Annotated in this window: 15 protein-coding genes and 1 tRNA gene; 3 read left to right on the plus strand and 13 right to left on the minus strand. The window is 46.3% G+C overall.

Features of this window, described 5'->3' with window-relative positions:
* The 4 genes from KI655_RS20965 to fabB all read right to left on the minus strand — a co-directional run.
* Positions 1 to 3,255 (minus strand): FimV/HubP family polar landmark protein (locus tag KI655_RS20965; RefSeq protein WP_285408397.1); only part of this gene is annotated, 3,255 nt, incomplete at its 3' end.
* A 209-nt stretch (positions 3,256 to 3,464) separates the two neighbouring features.
* Positions 3,465 to 4,478, minus strand: coding sequence for an aspartate-semialdehyde dehydrogenase (locus KI655_RS20970; protein ID WP_285408399.1), 1,014 nt, complete (start codon positions 4,476 to 4,478; stop codon positions 3,465 to 3,467).
* A 12-nt stretch (positions 4,479 to 4,490) separates the two neighbouring features.
* Positions 4,491 to 5,624 carry a 4-phosphoerythronate dehydrogenase gene (locus KI655_RS20975; protein ID WP_285408401.1) on the minus strand — a complete coding sequence of 378 codons (1,134 nt, stop codon included), beginning with the start codon at positions 5,622 to 5,624 and terminating at the stop codon, positions 4,491 to 4,493.
* A 332-nt stretch (positions 5,625 to 5,956) separates the two neighbouring features.
* Positions 5,957 to 7,168, minus strand: a complete 1,212-nt coding sequence (fabB, locus tag KI655_RS20980; RefSeq protein WP_285408402.1) for a beta-ketoacyl-ACP synthase I — start codon at positions 7,166 to 7,168, stop codon at positions 5,957 to 5,959.
* A 56-nt stretch (positions 7,169 to 7,224) separates the two neighbouring features.
* Between fabB and mnmC the strand changes: the two genes are divergently transcribed.
* The gene (gene mnmC / locus KI655_RS20985) at positions 7,225 to 9,375 is read left to right on the plus strand and encodes a bifunctional tRNA (5-methylaminomethyl-2-thiouridine)(34)-methyltransferase MnmD/FAD-dependent 5-carboxymethylaminomethyl-2-thiouridine(34) oxidoreductase MnmC (RefSeq protein WP_285408404.1); all 2,151 of its coding nucleotides are present in this window, start codon (positions 7,225 to 7,227) and stop codon (positions 9,373 to 9,375) included.
* Positions 9,376 to 9,465: 90 nt separating this feature from the next.
* Here mnmC and KI655_RS20990 read toward each other — a convergent pair whose 3' ends face one another.
* From KI655_RS20990 to KI655_RS21000, 3 genes are all read right to left on the minus strand, one after another.
* Complete coding sequence (locus KI655_RS20990) at positions 9,466 to 9,987, minus strand: NADPH-dependent FMN reductase (RefSeq protein WP_285408405.1); 522 nt, start codon at positions 9,985 to 9,987, stop codon at positions 9,466 to 9,468.
* 165 nt (positions 9,988 to 10,152) lie between these two features.
* The gene (locus tag KI655_RS20995; protein WP_285408407.1) at positions 10,153 to 10,416 is read right to left on the minus strand and encodes a YfcL family protein; all 264 of its coding nucleotides are present in this window, start codon (positions 10,414 to 10,416) and stop codon (positions 10,153 to 10,155) included.
* Positions 10,417 to 10,425: 9 nt separating this feature from the next.
* Positions 10,426 to 10,956 (minus strand): elongation factor P hydroxylase, encoded by a 531-nt coding sequence (locus KI655_RS21000; RefSeq protein WP_285408408.1) that lies wholly within the window; start codon positions 10,954 to 10,956, stop codon positions 10,426 to 10,428.
* Positions 10,957 to 11,254: 298 nt separating this feature from the next.
* Between KI655_RS21000 and KI655_RS21005 the strand changes: the two genes are divergently transcribed.
* Positions 11,255 to 11,878, plus strand: a complete 624-nt coding sequence (locus KI655_RS21005; protein WP_285408410.1) for a trimeric intracellular cation channel family protein — start codon at positions 11,255 to 11,257, stop codon at positions 11,876 to 11,878.
* 88 nt (positions 11,879 to 11,966) lie between these two features.
* Here KI655_RS21005 and aroC read toward each other — a convergent pair whose 3' ends face one another.
* The 5 genes from aroC to KI655_RS21030 form a co-directional block, all read right to left on the minus strand.
* On the minus strand, positions 11,967 to 13,052 hold the full coding sequence (gene aroC / locus KI655_RS21010) for a chorismate synthase (protein WP_285408412.1): 1,086 nt from the start codon (positions 13,050 to 13,052) through the stop codon (positions 11,967 to 11,969).
* A 239-nt stretch (positions 13,053 to 13,291) separates the two neighbouring features.
* Complete coding sequence (locus tag KI655_RS21015) at positions 13,292 to 15,475, minus strand: hypothetical protein (protein WP_285408413.1); 2,184 nt, start codon at positions 15,473 to 15,475, stop codon at positions 13,292 to 13,294.
* Positions 15,476 to 15,651: 176 nt separating this feature from the next.
* On the minus strand, positions 15,652 to 16,245 hold the full coding sequence (locus KI655_RS21020) for an ECF-type sigma factor (RefSeq protein WP_285408414.1): 594 nt from the start codon (positions 16,243 to 16,245) through the stop codon (positions 15,652 to 15,654).
* A 6-nt stretch (positions 16,246 to 16,251) separates the two neighbouring features.
* Entirely contained in the window at positions 16,252 to 17,688 is a 1,437-nt protein-coding gene (locus KI655_RS21025) for a serine/threonine-protein kinase (protein WP_285408416.1), read from the minus strand.
* A 227-nt stretch (positions 17,689 to 17,915) separates the two neighbouring features.
* A tRNA-Arg gene (locus KI655_RS21030) sits at positions 17,916 to 17,992 on the minus strand.
* A gap of 211 nt (positions 17,993 to 18,203) precedes the next feature.
* Here KI655_RS21030 and folD point away from each other — a divergent pair.
* Positions 18,204 to 19,064 (plus strand): bifunctional methylenetetrahydrofolate dehydrogenase/methenyltetrahydrofolate cyclohydrolase FolD, encoded by an 861-nt coding sequence (folD, locus tag KI655_RS21035; RefSeq protein ID WP_285408418.1) that lies wholly within the window; start codon positions 18,204 to 18,206, stop codon positions 19,062 to 19,064.
* 96 nt (positions 19,065 to 19,160) lie between these two features.
* Here the strand turns inward: folD and KI655_RS21040 are convergent, their stop codons facing one another.
* Positions 19,161 to 20,951 (minus strand): sodium:proton antiporter, encoded by a 1,791-nt coding sequence (locus KI655_RS21040; RefSeq protein ID WP_285408419.1) that lies wholly within the window; start codon positions 20,949 to 20,951, stop codon positions 19,161 to 19,163.
* Position 20,952: the final 1 nt, after the last annotated feature.

The following is a 20,952-nucleotide window of genomic DNA, read 5'->3' on the forward strand; positions in this document are numbered from 1 at the left end:
CTCTGGCTCTGGCTCTGGCAAGGATTCATCCACATCTAATTGAGGTTCGCTAGCCTCAATTTGTGGCAAAAAGTCAAAGTCCGAGTCCATCTCTTGTGGAGATTCAACATCATCGATCGCACAAGAGAGCCAATCATCCTCTAGTTCAACTTGCTCTTCGGTGGCTTGCTGTGGCGATGCTTCTACTTGTTCAAATGGGTCGATGTCGTCTTCAAGCATCGAAGTCAACGTATCTTGTTCAGGAGCCAGCGCTCGCTCCAGATCATTTTGAGTCGGTACAAGGTCCGGCTCTTGTTGAGACAGCAGAGACTCAACCTCTTCTAAATCACCTGACTGTTTGTTTAACTCAGGTGACACTTCTTCGGCTGATTCACTTTGTTGTTCCAGCTCACCTTGTAGCTCTTCAAGCGGTTCAGTTTGCTCCGAGGTGCTAGCTTGCGGTGAATCTGAGCTCGTATCATCAGATTCAACCATAGGCTCTTGAGTATTATGCTCATCAAACAGTGCGTCTGCCTGAGGCGCAATATCAAACATGTCATCCATGAAATCATTGCGATTGAAATCTTTGTTCGCAGGCTCACTTGGCGGCACTACTTCATCTTGAACGTCGACATCGTTGTCTGTCTGCAGCGCTTCTGGTGCGATAGGCTCAGCTTCAACTTGAGGCTCTTGGCTAAGTTCAGGCTCTTGCTGCTCTTCAAATGAGTCAACATCTTGTGAAGCCGGCTCTACCTTATCAGTTGTCTCAGATGTCTCTTCAAGTGCCGAAGACAGTGATTGCTCAAAGCTCACCTCTTCAGTTGTAACAGCTTCTGGCTCTGGCATTTGTGCAGGCTCTGCTTCTTTGGCTAACTCTGATTCTTGCGCTGAATCCAAATCGTCAATACCACTAGTCAGCAGATCATCAAACGGGTCCAGTGATGCTGATTCTTCATCACTCTGATCGTCAGATAATGCAGATTCTGAGAAATCATTACTCAGCAGTTCATCCAGTGTTTCGTCATCTTCAAGCGAGAGCGAGCTGTCGTCATCGTCTAAGAAGTCATCTAACAGATCAGTGCTGCTTTCATCTAGAGTGAAGTCGTCTTCGTTCTCTTCAGATAGGCCTGATAGCTCTTCTAACTCATTAAGAGGATCAAGGTCGAGGTGTTCTTGCTCCGACTCAGCGTTCGCATCATCGTCTCCTAGCATCTCATCAAGAAGATCCGTCGAGTTACTTAGATCAACATCGTCACCATCCAACAGCTCATCGAGTAAGTCCGTGCTCTCTTCAGATGGTGTTTCAACCGCTGAATCAAGCAGGTCATCACCAATCAACTCTTCGCCTTCTGGCACGGGTTGGTCAAACTTAGACAAAATGCTTTCGATGTCGTCGTCAGAAGCCAGTTCATTGGTAAATTGCGATGTCAGATCATCATCGTCAAGATTGAATGATGGCTCTTCCTCTGCTGGTGTTTCAAGTTGTTGAGTCGCTTGCGCAAAGATATCGTCGATATCATCGTTGCTCGTCGGCGCTTCTGACTCTGATGTTTGTTGCTCAGAGATCAGGGTATCAATATCAAAGTCATCACTCGCGTCTGAAGACGGCGCTGTAGAGTCTTGCTGTTCCGAAATCAGCGCGTCGATGTCAAAGTCATCAGACAGATCTGTAGGCTCAGTCGTCGTGTCAGACTGTTGCTCCGAGATCAGAGCATCGATATCGAAATCATCACTCACACCCGGTGTCGCAGGCTTATCATCTTCCGACATTAACGTATCAAGGTCGAAACTATCGTCATCATCGTCGGTGGATGCAAATAGATCATCAAGCATCGACTGATCCAGCTCGCTTGAGCCGAGATCTTCAGTTTGAGCGTCTTGAGATAGTAAAGCTTCAATATCATCTGCTGACATTGGGTTATCATCAGAGAGATCGAAATCACCTTCATCTGAATCGAGTGCGCTCTCTACGGTTTCGTCGAGTGCACGCTCCATCTCTTCTAAGCCTAGCGCTTTCTCTTCACCGTTGACGCTGATGCCGTTATTGCTATCCAGATCGATATCGTCGAAGTTTCCATCTAGATCGCCGTCATCACCGATACCCGCAAATGGGTCGTCATCTTCACCATCAAGGTTGAAATCAAGATCAGCGTCGTCTAAGCCAGCAAAGACATCGTCTTGCTCATTGGTATTCTCATCGTCAAACAGCTTTTCGGTATCATCGTCGGCACCAAACAGCTCATCCTCAAGAGAAAGCTCGTTATCAAGCTCAGCCATCTCTTGATCAAGTGGCATTGGCACAACATTGCTTTGCTCTGGCAGATTATTCGATTCTTGCGCCGCTTGCTCAGGCTCTTCTTTCTTCGACTTTCTGCCCATGAGTAGAACAATGATTAAGCCGATAAGCAGTCCCGGGATAATGGCCATAGCCGCAACCAACCAACCGTTTGATAACAGTTGGTCCATGGTGCTTGGCGCCATTTTCTCAATTTCAGCGTTTTTCTGACGCTCTTCTTCAAGCAGTTTTTCTACTTCGTTGCGAATGCGGTCTTCATCGCTCAGCTCTGTTTTTAGTACTTCGACTTCAGATTGAACGTTCGACAGCATCAGGCGCAGCTGATGATTCTTCTCTTCAAGCGATAGCAGCTCAGACTCTGACATCTCTAGCTGCTTTTCGAGCAGGTTAACTTCGTTTTCTTGTGGCGACACCATAGGCTTTGATGACGCTGTAGGTTTGGTCTCAGTCGTTACCTTGGGTTCAACCTTTTCTGGTTTTACGACTGGAGCTGGTTTTGGTGTCTTTGCTACTTCAGGTTTAGCGGGAGCGACTGGCTGGCTAGATGCTGCGTTCAGCTTAGCTTGGTGCGAGTCCATAATGCGGATCGCTTGCTGCGTTGAACTTGCACGAGCCTGCTCTAAAGACGGCACACGCAAATAGCTTGATGGTACCAAACTGTGGATGTTTTGATTTTCAAAAGCCTGAGGGTTTAATCGGTAGATCGCCAAAAGCGTTTGCTGCACTGACACTGAGTTATCAGGGCGTAGTCGAGATGCAATAGACCACAAGGTTTCGTTGCCATTGGTTGGTCCATAAAATCGAGAAGGCTCATCCGCTTGATTGAGTGACTGAGCGCGAACTGGCTCTGAGAATGTTGGCGAGGATTTGATTTGTCCATCGGGGCCAACTACTCGAATAGTATCTGCACGAACTACGGAAATCTGAGTCGCAATGACAAACGCTAAAGGCATCCACCACTGCTTGAAAATTTGAAACATAAAAGGCTCAGTTAGGTGCTTAAATTCGGAAAAATAACGATCTACTAAATATATCGGATAACAGGAGCAAAACTATAGGGATGAAAACAAAAAATGTGTTGCGACGACAATATTCGCAGCAATTTCACACAATTTTCAGGGATGTATTTTTGATTGATTAAAAAAGCCCCACTAATGAGTGAGGCTTCAATAAACAGTAGCAGCGTCGATTAGAAGTAATCGCGAATCAGTACTTCACCGATTTGAACTGCGTTGGTCGCTGCGCCTTTACGAACGTTGTCAGCAACAACCCACATATTAACGCCACTGTGGTGACTGATATCACCGCGAATACGACCCACCATTACATGGTCTTTACCGCCCGCGTCACGAACTTGAGTTGGGAACTCTGCACCGTGGAACACTTCAACGCCTTCTGTGTTCTCTAGCAATTGAACCACTTGTTCTGCACCGATTGGAGAGCGTGTTTCAATGTGTAGAGATTCGGCGTGACCGTAGAATACCGGCACGCGAACACACGTTGGGTTCACTGTGATTGAAGAGTCAGCAAAGATTTTTTGAGTTTCCCAAACCATCTTCATCTCTTCACGGGTGTAGCCGTTTTCTGTGAACTCGTCAATCTGTGGGATACAGTTGAATGCGATCTGTTGTGGGAACGCTGAGTTTTCTGCTGGCATGCCGTTTAGAAGCTTCGCCGTTTGACCCGCTAGCTCATCGATACCCGGTTTGCCTGCACCTGATACAGATTGGTAAGTTGAAACGTTGATACGCTCCAGGCCTACTTCATCGTGAATCGGTTTAAGTGCGACAACCATTTGAATCGTTGAGCAGTTTGGGTTTGCAATGATGTTGCGGTTACGGAACTCTGCGATCGCTTCTGGGTTCACTTCAGGAACAACCAGAGGAACATCGTACTCGTAGCGGAACTTAGAGGTGTTATCGATAACAACCACGCCTTCGTCAGCTGCAATCGGAGCCCACTTCTCAGACAGGTCGCCACCAGCAGAGAAAAATGCGATGTGCACTTGAGACCAATCAAAGTCTTCCACATTCTGCACTTTTACCGTTTTACCATTGAAACGGTAGGTTTTGCCTTCACTACGTTCACTTGCTAGTAAGTGCAGTTCACCGACAGGGAATTTACGCTCTTCAAGTACTTCGATAATGGTTTCGCCAACCGCACCCGTCGCACCCAAAACAGCAATATTAAATTCTTGGCTCATTGTTTCTCTCTTTTATAAAGTTGGCTTTACCATAAAACCGAGTTTCGCTAACGGCGCTAAATTACATGATTCATCACCCGTTAGTTCGACTGCACTGTATTCTCTGCGGTCCCAATATTCTTTACGCATACGGTCAAAAGAGCCCGGCGTAGCAATATTACGACGGAATAAGGCGTCGTCTTTGCGCACATCATAGATCAACTGAGTCAAATTGTGCAGTGTTGCTTCGTCCCATGCTCTATCTAATTTCATTTGTGGCACTGGCGCTGTTGGCAATAAGTCACTCGCATACGCACGCTCTTCTCGGCCCAAGAACTCACAATAGCTGTTAAAAATCATAGTGGTACCACGTGCTTTACCCTCTAAACCATAGCCAGCAACATGCGGTGTCGCGAACGCAAGCAAAGGAAGCAATTCCATATCCACTTCTGGTTCGAACTCAAATACGTCCAGTACCGCAGTGAAGCCATCGGCCTTCTGCAGGCGAGTTTTCAATGCTTGGTTATCCACCACAGGGCCACGCGCCGCGTTAATCAGAATCTGATCTGCACGGAAGTTGTTCAGCACCATTTCATTGATCAAGTGATGCGTTGGGAAATCACCCGTTTTGGTAATTGGCGTATGCGTAGTAATGATGTCAGCTTGCTCAAGTAGCGTCTCAAGCTCGGTGAACTGGCGAGTGTCACCCTCTTGCTGTTTCAGAGGATCGTTCAAAAGCACCTTAATACCGATACCTTCTAGGCACTTCGCAAGGTAGCTACCCACTTGACCACAACCGATAATGCCCACTGTTTTGTCGAATACAGAGAAGCCTTGTTGCTGAGCCAATACCATCATCGAGCTAAACACATACTCAGCCACACCCACTTTGTTACAGCCCGGTGCTGCTGTGAAGAAAATACCACGCTCTTTCATCAGTTCCTGATCAACATGGTCCATACCAGCGGTCGCGGTACCAACGAACTTCAGCTTGTTGGCTTTACTGATCAGTGACTCATTCACTTTAGTTACAGAGCGAATCATTAATGCATCAACGTCTACAAGATCATCAGCGGTAAGTGTACGGCCTGACTTTAAAATCACTTCGCCCAGCTGACTAAATAGATCTTCAGCATATGGCATATTTTCATCGATTAAGATTTTCATTACGCGGGTACTTTAGTTACGGTCCATCGACCTAAAATGAGGATTGAAATGATTGTGCAAAATTAGACAGCGGCTGTCGAGGGTAAATAGAGAAACGACCTCAGCTTGCGACGTTTAGGACGCTCTAAAAGAAAAATGCCCGATTGAATAAACAATCGGGCAATACCCAGAACAAAAGGATCCTGTCTCGCTCTCCAGGAGACAGAGTCTGCGTCTGTTCGATCAGTGACTAACCAAAGCCAGTACTGATCAAGCTCTGGAAACCTATAAATCTAGTAATCTATATGTCTATCGACAGACCTATTCTGTTTATGTGTGATGGAAGTAAAGACTTAGTCTTGGTACTTCTTGATCACTAGTGTTGCGTTAGTACCGCCGAAGCCAAAGCTGTTCGACATTACTGTTGTTAGTTCTTGCTCACGAGCTTCAGTTACGATGTCTAGGCCAGCTGCAGCTTCGTCTAGGTTTGCAACGTTAATGCTTGGCGCAATGAAACCATTGTCTAGCATCAGTGTTGAGTAAATCGCTTCGTGTACACCAGCTGCACCTAGAGCGTGACCTGTCATCGCTTTAGTTGCTGAAATTGCAGGACTATTACCACCAAATACTTCTTGGATAGCGCCTAGCTCTTTCACGTCACCAACTGGAGTTGAAGTACCGTGTGTGTTCACGTAGTCAACGCCATCAACGTTTTGCATTGCCATCTTCATACAGCGAACCGCGCCTTCACCAGAAGGAGCAACCATGTCGTAGCCATCTGAAGTTGCGCCGTAGCCTACGATCTCACCGTAGATTTTCGCGCCACGAGCAACAGCGTGCTCAAGTTCTTCGATAACTAGCATGCCGCCGCCACCAGAGATTACGAAACCGTCACGGTCTGCATCATAGGTACGAGATGCTTGCTCTGGAGTGTCATTGTATTTAGTCGATAGTGCGCCCATCGCGTCGAACATCATAGTCAGAGACCAATCTAGTTCTTCACCGCCACCAGCGAATACTACGTCTTGTTTACCCAGTTGAATAAGTTCCATTGCATGACCAATACAGTGTGCTGATGTCGCACATGCAGAGCTCATTGAGTAGTTCACACCACGGATTTTGAAAGGAGTCGCTAGACAAGCAGAAACCGTTGACGCCATTGTACGTGGAACCATGTAAGGACCAACACGCTTAACGCCTTTTTCACGCAGGATATCAACCGCGTTTACTTGGTTTAGAGACGAAGCACCACCAGAACCAGCAACGATACCTGTACGGTCGTTTGATACTTGGTCTTCTGTTAGGCCAGAGTCTGCGATTGCTTGTTCCATTGAAAGGTATGCAAATGCCGCTGCATCACCCATAAAGCGCATTTTTTTGCGATCGATATGGTCAGCTGGGTTCATTTTTAGGTTACCCCAAACTTGAGAGCGAAGGCCTTGTTCCTTGAACTGCTCTGAAGCGGTAATACCTGATTTACCCGCTTTTAATGATGCTAAAACTTCTTCGACGTTGTTACCGATACTTGAAACAATACCCATACCGGTGATTACGACTCGTTTCATGTGACATTCCTATAATTCAAAATTCAGCTAGATGATAACCAAGAAGGCCAACAAAAGTGGTCAGCTTTCCTAGAAATTCGTACAATCCCTATCAACATATCGCTTCAAATCACAAAATGATAGATTTTATGACTTCAATTACTAACGCTGAACTGGATTGGAACGAGTCTGGCACGCCAGTTTCCGACCAATTCGACGACGTTTACTTCTCAAACGTGAACGGTTTAGAAGAGACTCGTTACGTGTTCTTAAAACAAAACCACCTTCCAGAGCGCTGGCTAGAACACGACCAACGCCGCTTTGTAATTGCAGAAACTGGCTTTGGTACTGGCCTAAACTTCCTTGCGGTTTGGCAGTGGTTTGACGCATTCCTAAAAGATAACCCACAAGCCATTACCAAAGAGTTACATTTCATCAGTTTTGAGAAATACCCGTTAAATAAAGACGATCTCATCAAAGCGCATCAAGCTTGGCCAGAACTTGCTGAATATGCAGCTCAGCTTCAAGAGCACTATCCGATAGCAGTGCCGGAATGTCACCGAATTGTACTCGGTGATGGCAAAATTACCCTCGATTTATGGTTTGGTGATATTAAAGACTGCATGCCACTTGTCCCGACCCCAGAGCATGGGTTAGTCGACGCTTGGTTCCTTGATGGTTTTGCACCAAGCAAGAACCCAGAGATGTGGAATCAGAACCTCTTCAATGGCATGGCAAAACTGGCGAAACAAGATTGCAGCTGCGCAACCTTTACAGCAGCAGGCTTTGTACGTCGTGGTCTGATTGAAGCAGGCTTTGAAATGAAGAAAGTCAAAGGCTTTGGCACTAAGCGCGAGATGATTGCGGGTCGCCTAACCGAGAAACAAGCTTTTACTAACATCAAACCATGGTTTGGCCTAGCACCTCATAGCCAAGCGGACGATATTGCGATCATTGGTGGCGGTGTAGCGAGTGCTTCCCTCGCGAAAACGCTGACTCGTCGCGGAAAACACGTATCACTCTACTGTGAACACGCACAGCCTGCCGAGAATGCCTCGGGGAACCACCAAGGCGCAATCTACCCGCTACTGAGTGAAACACGCTCTAATGTATCGCGAGTATTTGGCCCGGGGTTACTGTTTGCTCGTCAGTTCATCGGCCAAGCAGCGCAATCGGTAGAGTTTGATCATGATTGGTGTGGCGTGAACATTTTGATGTGGGACGAAGCTTCAACCAAAAAGCTCAACCGAATGTTGGAAGGCAATTTCCATACAGACCTCATTCAACGCCTTTCTCCAGAGCAAGCGAACGAAAAGATTGGCTTACCTGTTGATAAAGAGAGTGTTTACTTCCCACTAGGTGGTTGGTTAAGTCCGCGCCAGCTTACGCAAGGCCTGATCGCTCAGTTGGAAGCAAATGGTCTCGTTCAAGCTCACTATCAGCATCAAGTAACCAAGTTAGAATGGCTCGATGCTGAGAATAAATGGCAGCTAACCATCGACACGCCACAGGGCGAAATCACTAAACAACATAGCCAAGTGGTGGTTGCTAACGGGCATAAATTTACTCAGTTTGAGCAAACTGCACCAGTGCCACTTACACCGGTTAAAGGCCAAGTGAGTCATATCCCAACCACTGAGAATCTAAGTAAGCTCAAAACCGTACTCTGCTTCGATGGTTACATGACACCACAGAACCCTAACAACGGTCGTCACTGCATTGGCGCAAACTACGATAAAACCAATATCAACCAAGAGTTTGATGCTGAGGTTCAAAAGCATAATGGCGAACGCCTACATGGCTCGCTGCCAGACCAAGCTTGGACTCAAGATGTCGACACTACTGGTAACCTATCGCGCCAAGGCATTCGTAGTGTGAGTCGCGACCACCTGCCATTTGTTGGCAATGTTGGTAATTTTGAAGCCATTAAAGCTCAATACCAGAACCTGCATAACTTCAACCCGCAGCGTGATGAACTCAGCAGCGTAGATACCGTTGCGAGCTACCCTAACCTCTACTGTTTTATTGGCTTAGGCTCGCGCGGTTTAAGTTCAGCGCCATTGCTCGCAGAGATTTTAGCTTCACAAATCTGTGGTGACCCAATGCCACTTCCCGCAGATGTACTTGAAGCCATTCACCCAAGCCGTATGTGGGTAAGAAGGTTGCGTAAAGGCAAAGCATTGACCGCAGGTTGGGTTGCCGATAAGCAGGCAGGCCGCAACCAGTAAGTCGCTCACAACAGAGAGTGAGAATGGACATAGCAAAAAGCCCAAGCTTCGTTAAAAGCTTGGGCTTTTTTAATTTCTAGTAAGTATGACTTACAGCTTGGCTATCGCATCTTTAATTTGAGTTGCGATCTCATCATTGCTGATGCCGCCGGTCTCAAAATCAAAGTTATCGTAGAAGCTTGGTACAGAAACCGATGCCTTCACATTGCCACCGAAATAAGGTGCTGAACCCGTCGCTGCGCCAAGGACATTCTGTGCACCGCCAGGGCCTGGAGACGTCGCTAGGTATACCGCTGGTTTTTCGCCATACACAGAGCGTTCAATTCGTGTTGCCCAGTCAAATAGGTTTTTGAATGCTGCAGGGTGATGGCCATTGTGCTCAGCGAAAGAGATAACGTAAGCATCCGCTTCAGCTAGGTCACGCAAGAATGCTTGAGCGCCTTCTGCTTGGCCAATCTCTTTTTCAGTATCTTCACTGAACATTGGAACTTGATAGTCGTTAAGGTCTAAGATTTTTACTTCGGCTCCTTCAATCAAGTTAGCTGCGTAAGTTGCTAGAGCTTTATTGATAGAAGTAGAGCTGGTGCTTGCGCCAAATGCGATAACTTTCATGATGATGTCCTTTCGTTAATCTCGGTAAGTGGTGTTAGATTAACCTAGACAGAAAATGGAACAATCACAAGATTTGTACAGACTTATTCAAATAATTCGAATAAGTCTGCTTTCAGCTCAGTGTATGCGATAGGGAAGAGAAAATGAGCACACACTGGAGAGGTATTAAGCGAGGTTTTGTAGCTCAACCCATAGGTCATTTACAATAGTGCGATCAGCTGGTGTTAGTTCTGAACGTGCCTCTTCTAGGCTTTGCTCGATACGCACTTTCACTTCAGCAATATCTTCAATGCCTTCTTCTTCACATGAAGCCACTGAAAGAGAAATATGACCACGTAAGTAACCACCAGCAAACAGTTCATCGTCTGATGCGTTTTCGATACGCGCATCAATTACTTCAAGTAGTTTTTCTTCAAATTCGATAATCATAGTTTTCTCTTATTTCACAATAAATTGGTTAGCCGATAATGGTGTGATGTTGTAGAAGTCTCGCAACGCCTCTGACAGCATTTTCACGCGCGGTGGCAGGCCAACTTCTAAAATACCCATTACTTCGTTATGAACCTTTTGCATAAAGGCCAAACGATCTGGCTCAAAATCGCCGTGTAGATTGTCACAGCTGACATTAAAAGGAAAGCCCGCGCTCAATGCCAAGATCCATTCGTATGCTTGAGGTCGAATTTCTACCTTCTCAAATTCCGCTTGCACAGCTTCAGTACGACCATCAGGCTCATACCAATAGCCAAAGTCCTCCAATAGACGACGCTCTGGGCCAGCCACACACCAGTGGGCGATTTCGTGCAAAGCAGACGCATAGAAACCACGCGCAAAAACGATACGATGATGAGGAATATCGTCATCAGCAGGCAGGTAAATCGGCTCATCTTCACCCAGCTCTAGCTTGGTATTGAAGCTCTCGAAAAAGGTTTGATTGAAGATATTGATGATGTCTGGGTATTGGTGCGTCATAAGATTAAAACTAAATAAGAATTACAGGCGCATTTTGCGGTTTTTTCGGCGCTCGGTAAAGCCCTATTCAACGCAATGTCATTATACTAAACCCATCTCCTAAGCATGATAATCGATTGCCACTCCCAGATTACACCACTTTACGGTGAAGGATTAGTTTAGCTAATCTGAAATACCTGTTCACGGTACAAATATTCATTCGTAAAATGTGACTTTTCGCACTAAACTCGCGCTTCATTTTTATATCTCACGGCCTATAAATTGCCATTTTATAGACCTAAATTATAGAGTTACAGCAATGCTACTAAGTGTTTTGTATATCATTGGCATCACGGCAGAAGCCATGACTGGCGCTCTCAGCGCTGGCAAACAAAAAATGGATTGGTTTGGCGTCATGCTGGTTGCAAGTGCGACCGCAATCGGTGGCGGTACCGTGCGAGACATTCTACTTGGACACTACCCTCTAGGTTGGGTAGAAAACCCCGAGTTTCTTGCTATTACGTGCATTGCGGGCGTCATCACTACGGGTCTTGCAAAGTGGGTGATTAAACTCAAAGGCTTGTTTATTCGTTTAGACGCGCTTGGCTTGATCGTATTTAGCATCATCGGCACGAAAGTGGCAATGAACATGGGCTTGCACCCAATGATCTGTATGGTGTCTGCACTGGTTACAGGTGTCTTTGGTGGTCTGCTTCGCGATCTTATCTGTCGCCAAACACCGCTAGTGCTGCATGAAGAACTTTACGCGTCTATTGCTCTTATCGCATCAGGCCTATACCTCGCATTACTTGAGTTTGGTATTAACGATGTAACAGCAACCATCTCAACACTGGTTGTTGGTTATCTATTACGAATGGCAGCCGTGCGCTTTAAGTGGCGTCTACCATCGTTCCACCTAGATCCAGAAAGCTCTGTGCATTAATTTAGTATTACGCTTTAACGAGAAAACAAAAAAGGTTGCTCCAACAGGAAGCAACCCTTTTTTTATCAATTCTCAATACACTCAGCCGTTAGATCTGAGGTGTATTAGTTGTCACGCCGTGGTTTTGTCCACGATGACGCAATAGGTGATCAAGCAATACAATCGCTAACATAGCTTCTGCAATTGGCACTGCACGAATACCAACACATGGATCGTGACGACCTTTAGTGATTAGCTGAGTCGGTTCGCCATCTTTTGTGATGGTGTCGCCCGGTACTGTGATACTTGATGTAGGCTTAAGCGCAATGCTTGCTACGATATCTTGGCCCGTTGAAATACCACCCAAGATGCCACCAGCGTGATTACTTGTGAACCCTTCTGGCGTTAGTGGGTCGCGGTGCTCACTGCCCTTTTGGTTAACGACATCAAAGCCATCGCCAATCTCAACACCTTTCACTGCGTTGATGCTCATTAGCGCGTGCGCGATGTCAGCGTCTAGACGATCAAAGATTGGCTCGCCAAGGCCGACTGGCACTTGCTTCGCCACAACTTGGATCTTCGCACCAATCGAGTTACCTTCTTTAAGAAGATCACGAATCATCTGATCGAATTCTGGCACTTTGTCTGCGTCTGGGCAGAAGAACGCGTTGTTCTCGATTTCGTTCCAATCTACCTTCTCGATAGCGATATCGCCCATCTGAGATAGGTATGCTTGAATCTCAACACCGAACTCTTGCTTAAGATATTTCTTCGCAATTGCACCCGCTGCAACACGCATTGCGGTTTCACGTGCAGAAGAGCGACCGCCACCACGGTAGTCACGCACACCATATTTCTGATGGTATGTGTAATCCGCATGACCCGGACGGAACTTGTCTTTAATTTCTGAATAGTCTTTAGAGCGTTGGTCTGTATTTTCAATCAGTAGACCAATAGATGTACCCGTGGTTTGACCTTCAAAAACACCCGATAAGATCTTTACTTCATCCGCTTCACGGCGAGCTGTGGTATAGCGAGAAGTACCCGGACGACGACGGTCCAGATCTTTCTGCAGATCTTCTTCGGTAATTTGTAATCCTGGTGGGCACCCGTCTACGATACATCCTAGTGCGATACCGTGACTCTCTCCGAATGTGGTCACTCGAAAGTGTTGTCCGATACTGTTTCCTGCCATTGCTTCCTCTGAATTAGCAGCTAGTGAGCGGTTTGGGTAAGTAAACCTTCTTCCTAGCGGCTTTACTTGTCTATTCTTCGTGGATTCATAGTGGCTTTATTACCAAATGATGTAAACCCCAAATAGGGAACAATTGTCAGTTTATCGAAAAATAAAAAAGGAAGCCTATTGCTAGGCTTCCTTGTTTTACAGTCTTTGATTCACAGACTTTGTACTATATGCGTCAATCTAATCTCAGATTAGTCGTCGTTCGACGAACCATCCCACACCATATTGAAGTTCAAATCAGTAATGTACTCGCTCCAGTCATCACTGATTTTGCCAATGATGCTGTAAGTCTCGTCTAACTCAAGTGAGTGACTATCTTGTAGTCCGAATAGGAAAGAAAGTACCGCATTCGGTGCCCCATCCTCTTCTACTACATCACAAAAATATGGGGACAAGCTGTAACCACTGTCGGCAGAAAGCGACTCCGATGTCACAGTGAATCGTTCAAAAATAGCCGCATCGCCATTGTGCGAGGTCAACAGTCCATCACAGCTAATCCCATTCATCCACACCTTGATATAGTCATGTGAATGACCAGGTGAAAGCTCGGCTGTATTCATCTGTAGTGACGTCGAAATTAATTCGTATTGGTGATCTTGTTCACCAGGCCAGTAGAGATAAGCATCTCTTAACTCAGGACCATCACTTGATTTCACTTGGATGCGCTTTTCTGCATCAGCTTTGTTACTAAAGCCAACATAACGACTAGATTCACCATCCTCAGTCCAGAGCATAGTCAGGGCGCCCTGTGAGATTAAGTTACTATCATAATCATTGGTTAGGTCGTAACTCATGGTCATCACTTCGTCGTCATCGACAAATGAACCGACCAAAGTGTCACCTTCGACAACATAAGTTCCCACTTTTAGCGTCGCCTCTGTTGTACATTCTGTCTTATTGCTTAGGTCACGATCATTGTAGAAGATCTCACCATCTTCAAAGCGCACGGTGTCACACCACACTTGAGCGTAGTTTGTACCGTTAGAGCCTCGCTCTAGAAAGTACCAAGTGTTGTCTTCTAGCGGATGTGTATCGCCCGGTGGTAGCGGTGCTTCTTCGATAATCGGGAAGCTTAGAGTTGCCTCGACCCATTCACTGTTTACACCATCATTGACTGAAACCGTCAGTGTTTCTGCACCAGCTGCTGCTGAGCGTGGAAGTAAACCAGAGAAACTCACCACACCCTCTTCGCTTACTAGAGCGTTGAAACCTGTGCGAGCCGCTGTTGATAGCGTCGTTTCTACCTTGTAAGTTAGGGCGTCACCATCTTGGTCTGTGAACAGCGCGCTTACATCAAGCGTATCCGTCAACAACTCGCCTTCTGTCAGCATCCATGTATTCATCGTCGACTGCAAGTTTGCAAGCTCGCCCTCATCGACAACTGGAGGCTGGTTATCCGTCAACACGGTTACTTCAAAGGTCAGTGGGTATGAGCGTGCATCGTGCTCATCGGTTGCAAAGATATGGTAAACAAAGCTGCCGGCACCCTCTGCTTCACCCGTAATCATGCCTGTTTCCGAGTCGATAGACAGGCCATTATTACCATCACCGTCAACGACCATCATAGTGAAGGTCATTTGATCATCTTCAGCATCTTCGAATTTATCGCTGACATCGTATGGTTCCCAAGCTTCACCCAGCGTTAATTCAACGGGTTCCGTGGTACCGACAACTTTTGGTCGGGTGTTTGGCGTCACGGTGATATCTCCACCATTCTGTGGAATATCAACAATTGGCGAGTAATCATCAAGCGTTTGGTTATCGTCTTCAATGATCTCTTGTGTTGCTTCTGCCATAGCTTCAGCCAACTTCAGCTTGGTTTCGATATCTTCGTCAGAATGATCGACCAGCACTTCGCCAATCAAATTCAGGGCTTCTGCTTGCTCTGTGGTATCTGCGATGTAATCACCAAAGATAAGTGCTTGTGACACCTCAAGACCTGCGTCACCAGTGATAGCAGCAACGACTTGTTCCTCAGCGTCAGCTACTGTCAGCTCCGAGTCTTCAGCAAGAAGCTTGTTGACCATGTTCGTCATTGGATTGATGATTGTGCCGCTGCCCGCATTTGCCAGCGTGAAGTCATGTTGAACTAGACCACGGTTGCTATCTACCGTTTGCCCAGCGACCGCATTCACACAGACAACTGCATTACGATGGTCTAAGCTCAGGCTTGCTTGACCTTTGTCGTCGGTTTGTCCTTGAGATAGATCACATACGCCATCTTGTGTGCTGTCTACGAAAACATTGGCATTGGCCAAATAGCCATCAATAGCCGTGATCGAAAACGTCGTTGGACCGTTCGACGAATCGCTGTCTGAACCACACCCAACCAGAGCCATTGCAATTGACGCTGCCAGTAAGCCTTGCTTTTTCATTGATATTCCCTTTATAAGCCTTTTAATGTTTGAATCACCGCTGTGTTGAGCCACAGCCTCATCAAGTCGGCGTTATTTTTAGAGGTATCAGTGCGGATTAACAAGACACAGGGAATACGAGAAAAAACGTAAAATATTTTATGAATTTATTAATAAATTGAGACATTTTCATCAACTTAGGCCGCGAGTCTATTGTGGAGCCAGCTTTTGGCGAACTTGAGATCTTTTTCAACCAAGCTAGAACTGCAATCCAAAAGTTGGCAAATTTCGGTGTGTCTTAGACCAATATAATATTTGAGTTTTAACACGTTGGATTGACGCGGATAGTGATGAGTAAACTCAACCAAAGACTGCTCAAGAGCCACTCTTCTCTCTATGGGTAAAATTTCAATCGACAGGGCTTGTTCCATTGAAATTGACTGATCTTGTTGGCGCTTATCCGCTTTTTTCGCCCAAGCTTGATTGATCAGAATGTGCTGCATAGCTTTGGCTGCCATCAGATAAAAGTCTCGTGTTTTCTCAATCGTCCCTTTATCTAACGCAGTCACTTTTAAATAGGACTCATGTATCAACGCCGTGGTGTTGGTTGAGTCTAGATCCTCGCTCACCCCATAGACAGATTTCTTTCGTCGCTGTTGTGCCAGCTCTTTTAGCCTACGGTAGGCAAAACGGAATATTTCTGCTTCTGACACCTTACAACCAACCTGCCATTTGGCAATGAGTTCGGTGAGGTTCTCGCTTTGTATACGTGCATCGTCGGTTGAAATCACTTGTTTCTACCCCACGGACTCACTTGAGGAAAGAACCTCTTCGGCAGAACGACTCTCGCCATTATTGATGTCTCCATATGATTGCTCCGGTGGTGAGCTTATTGGCTCGGCCAGAGTTAGTGGGTTCTCATTTATCGTAATGTCACTGGCAAATTGGATTAAAGAGGAAGGCTGCTCACTGATCTTAAATTCGCCAAAAGAACGAGAGGGAGGCTCTAACAACAATCGGCGCTGATCTTCTCGATTTTCCATCACCACTTCCCAATCCGTAAACGGATTGTTGAGTGGGTAGACACTGGCCGTGACGTCATTAAGAACGGTATCCAAATTCAATTTTTGTTGATTGAGATCTTGGGTTGCCATAGACAAGGCCACAATGGTGCTGACCATAGTGAACAACACGACTGTGTTCAAAATGGTTATGCTCGGGGAGCGAAGCAGCGTTTTTTTAATTATCTCGACACCCACCCTTGAGTCGCGATGCAAAGGGAACAGACAGCGAACATTTTCAATATCTTGGGCGAGCTCTTTCACTCTGCTATAGCGGCAATTGGGGTCGGAATGCGTCGCCAACGCCACCACTTTCGTAATATCGCCACGAGGGTGAGCTCGAAGTATATCCAGATACAAAACTCGTCCTAGAGCGTAGACATCCGATCGCCTATCAATCGACTCTCCTTGTATCTGCTCTGGGCTAGCATACGCACGGGTAAGCGCTATCACGCCATGCTCCGAATCTCCACTTGAGTGGGCAGTCAGACCTTGTACTTTCTGAGCAATGTTAAAATCGATAATTTTCGGCGTACCATCTCTGCATACCAGTATATTTTCAGGTTTCAGATCACCATGCAGCACTCGATTCTGGTGCGCATGTTCAATGGCTAAACAGATGTCTCGAAACAACATCAGTTTTTGATCAAAGCTTAGCGCTTGAGTTTTCAGGTAGTGATTCAGACTGATCCCATCCACAAACTCCATCACTATGTATACGGAACCTTGATAGATACCAGCGTCATAGACCTTAGCAATGTTGGAGTGACTAAGACTTGCCAACAATTGGGCCTCCGAAAAAAGCGTCTCCTTTCCTAAAAGCCCCAAGACTTCGGGGTGAAAAAACTTTATCGCATACTGATGATGGAACAGTGAATCATGCCGTTTGGCGTAGTAAACCGATGCGAATCCGCCCCTTCCTAACTCGTGGCCGATGAGATAACGATCGATGTATTCGCCTTCAAAAGAAGTGGGTATTGGAGTACTTGAAGATAAATGTTCTTCTAGCGCGTCAATGACCGAGTCGCCGTTCGCGCACTTGAGCAACTGATCAACCTTCTGGGCCAGTTCAGGGGAGTGATTTCGGATATCAGTAAGAGCAGAGTTTCGCTCTAGAGTGCATTTATCAATCAATTGATAGAAGAGTTGGGTACTACTGAGGTTAAAGTCCATTTTAAGTATCAGTTGTTATAGCCACTGGTTTTATATCCCAGAACTTTTAACCCTATCAATTGCGGGGAAATAACTTGATACAGTTTGTAGGCTCTTGAAAAGAAATGTTGTTTTTATCATTGATTTGAACAATAACAAAGTGACGAACCGCTAAGGCACAAATATACTAGAGCCCAGAATGCAAAAAACCCGACAACTCAATGAGCTATCGGGTTTCTCTAAATAAATGGCACGCCCTGTAGGATTCGAACCTACGACCACATCCTTAGAAGGGACGTGCTCTATCCAGCTGAGCTAAGGGCGCGCTACAGGGAAGAATTATACGAATTCGAATCAGTAAAGCAACGGCTTTATCTAACATTCTGATCTAAGTGAGTAAAAAAAGGGCAAAGCCATTACAAGTGTTGAAAATTAGACCAAAGCAAACGTTTGCTTGATGGAAATCAAAAACGTTTTCTGGAATAATGCGCCAAAAACATCAGCCACTAACTTGAATATCAATACTAAGGAAATTCATGACTGCTCAAAATATTGATGGAAAGCTAATTTCTCAAACCGTTCGTTCTGAAGTTGCTGCGCGTGTAAAAGCACGTACTGAAGCAGGTTTGCGCGCTCCGGGCCTAGCGGTTGTTTTAGTGGGTGAAGACCCAGCTTCTCAAGTTTATGTAGGAAGCAAACGCAAAGCGTGTGAAGAAGTAGGTTTTGTGTCTAAGTCTTTTGACTTACCAGCGACCGCAACAGAAGAAGAGCTATTAACGCTAGTTGACCAATTGAACGAAGATCCAGAGATCGACGGCATTCTTGTTCAACTGCCACTGCCTGCAGGTATCGACAGCACACACGTACTTGAGCGAATCACGCCAGAAAAAGACGTTGATGGCTTCCACCCATACAATGTTGGCCGTCTAGCGCAACGTATTCCTAAGTTACGTTCTTGTACACCAAAAGGTATCATTACGCTGCTTGACCGCTACAACATCGATCTGCGTGGTAAGCACGCTGTAGTTGTTGGCGCATCAAACATCGTGGGTCGCCCTATGACTCTAGAACTGCTTCTAGCGGGCTGCACTACGACGACTTGTCACCGTTTTACCAAAGACCTAGAAGGTCACGTTCGCCAAGCTGATGTTGTGGTGGTTGCCGTGGGTAAACCTAACTTCATCCCGGGTGCGTGGATCAAGAAGGGTGCAGTTGTGGTCGATGTTGGTATCAACCGCCTAGAATCAGGCAAACTGGTTGGCGACGTGGAATATGATGTCGCAAAAGAGAGCGCAAGCTTCATCACCCCTGTTCCTGGTGGCGTTGGCCCAATGACGGTAGCCAGCCTGATTGAAAACACCATGATCGCTTGTGAGCAATTCCACTCTAAGAAGTAGTCATAATACGTCCTTAATGTGTAAACACACTTCAGGACGGGACACACTCAGAATCATCAAAGCCGCGCCATCTGTCGCGGCTTTTTTATTGGCAAATCAAATTTCGCTGTCTGGTGGTAATAGGCTGATCACCTCGCAAGGAGGTTGGATTAGTTTACTGATGTCACTCCCTTGCGTGATAAGGCGCAACCTGCCATCACTCACAACACACAACGGAATAGCCTTAGGGTAATGCGCCTGAAATTGTTCATAGGTGAACGCGTCTGTTAATCCTGTGCTCTTTATTTGACTTCCCTGAGCCATCAATGAGCTAAGTTTCGAATAAGTCACGCCTTCAAAGAACAGCGGTGTATTATCGCTACTGTTGATTAGGTGCCTTTCATGTTTTGATTGAGAATACTCAAGCTCAAATACCTTGTTGTCACCAAACTCATCGCGATAGTGTCGACTGACCAAAGGGTTCATCTGCCTATAAGGCGACACGATCATTGCTCGCCCTACTCCATCAAGCTCCAAATAGTTTTCAGCGTGGGCCGATGCTGGGTTGCCAAAGTAGGTATTGAGGTTATCCATTCGCGCCAAACGGATGCTTTCCCAGTTGGTATCGGCCAAGACACTATTTATCTCATGTTGCTGCAATACCTTCGCCAGCTCCCTAGCAAAATGGGTCGCACCAAAAAATAGTACCCCTTCTGCTTTTCCCTGAGTCACACCAAGTTTCTTAGCCCACCAACTGGCCGTCAGGCTTTGAATCACCACGGTACCAATGATCACCAAAAACACCATAGGTACCAACAAATCGGCCCCAGAGAGAATACCTTTCTCTTGCAGCTTTATCGCAAATAATGACGAGACCGCCGCCGCGACTATCCCGCGAGGTGCCATCCAGCTTAAGAACCACTTATCGGCGGAAGTCAGATCGGTGCCAATCCCGCTCACCCACACGCTGAGTGGTCGAGCAATCAACATCACCACCGCCAGCAAACCTAATCCTCCCCAGCCTACAGACAAAAATGCCGAAGAGTCCAAACGACTAGCAAGCAAGATAAACAGCGCTGAAATGAGCAGTACGGTTAGCGTCTCTTTGAACTCGATGATGTCATCCAGATCAAGCCCTTTAACGTTGGCGAGCCAAATCCCCATAATCGTCACCGTCAATAATCCGGATTCTTCGACCATGTCATTCGAAAAAGAGAATGCGCCCAGCATCAATGTTAATACCGCGACATTTCTTAAATAGTGTGGGATCCAATGCCCCTGCAGCATCTTTGCAATCAAATAGCCTACGATAGACCCAAAGCCCAAACCAATCACTAGGGTCAAACCTAGGGCTGACAGCACATGACCTGTTGGATCCGCGGATGAGACGATAAATTCATACACCAACACGGCAAATAGCGCGCCTATTGGGTCGATAACGATCCCTTCCCAACGAAGAATACTGCCTAGCTCTGATTTGGGCTGAATACTTCTGAGCATGGGAACAATAACAGTAGGGCCTGTCACCACAACTAATGCGGCAAACAGACAAGCTAAGGGCCAACTAAAGCCAACAAACCAATGCGCCGCTAAGACGATACATACCCAAGTGATCAGAGTGCCGATACTGACAAGATGGGTCACCATGCGCCCATGACCACGGATCTCTTTAAAGTTGAGCGTTAAGGCGCCTTCAAACAGGATAATGGCGACACCCAATGAGATAAGTGGGAACAGTACGTCACCAAAGATGGCGTCTGGATCAATCACGCCGAGTCCAGGACCAAGCAGCAATCCAACAACAAGCAGAGGAAGAATAGCAGGAAGCTTTAAGCGCCAGCCGAGCAGCTGACAAGCCAAGGAGAGAAGCCCTATTAGAGCCAAAGACGAAGCGATGGATAAGTCCATT

Source organism: Vibrio sp. D404a, assembly GCF_030248535.1.
Classification (GTDB): Bacteria; Pseudomonadota; Gammaproteobacteria; order Enterobacterales; family Vibrionaceae; genus Vibrio.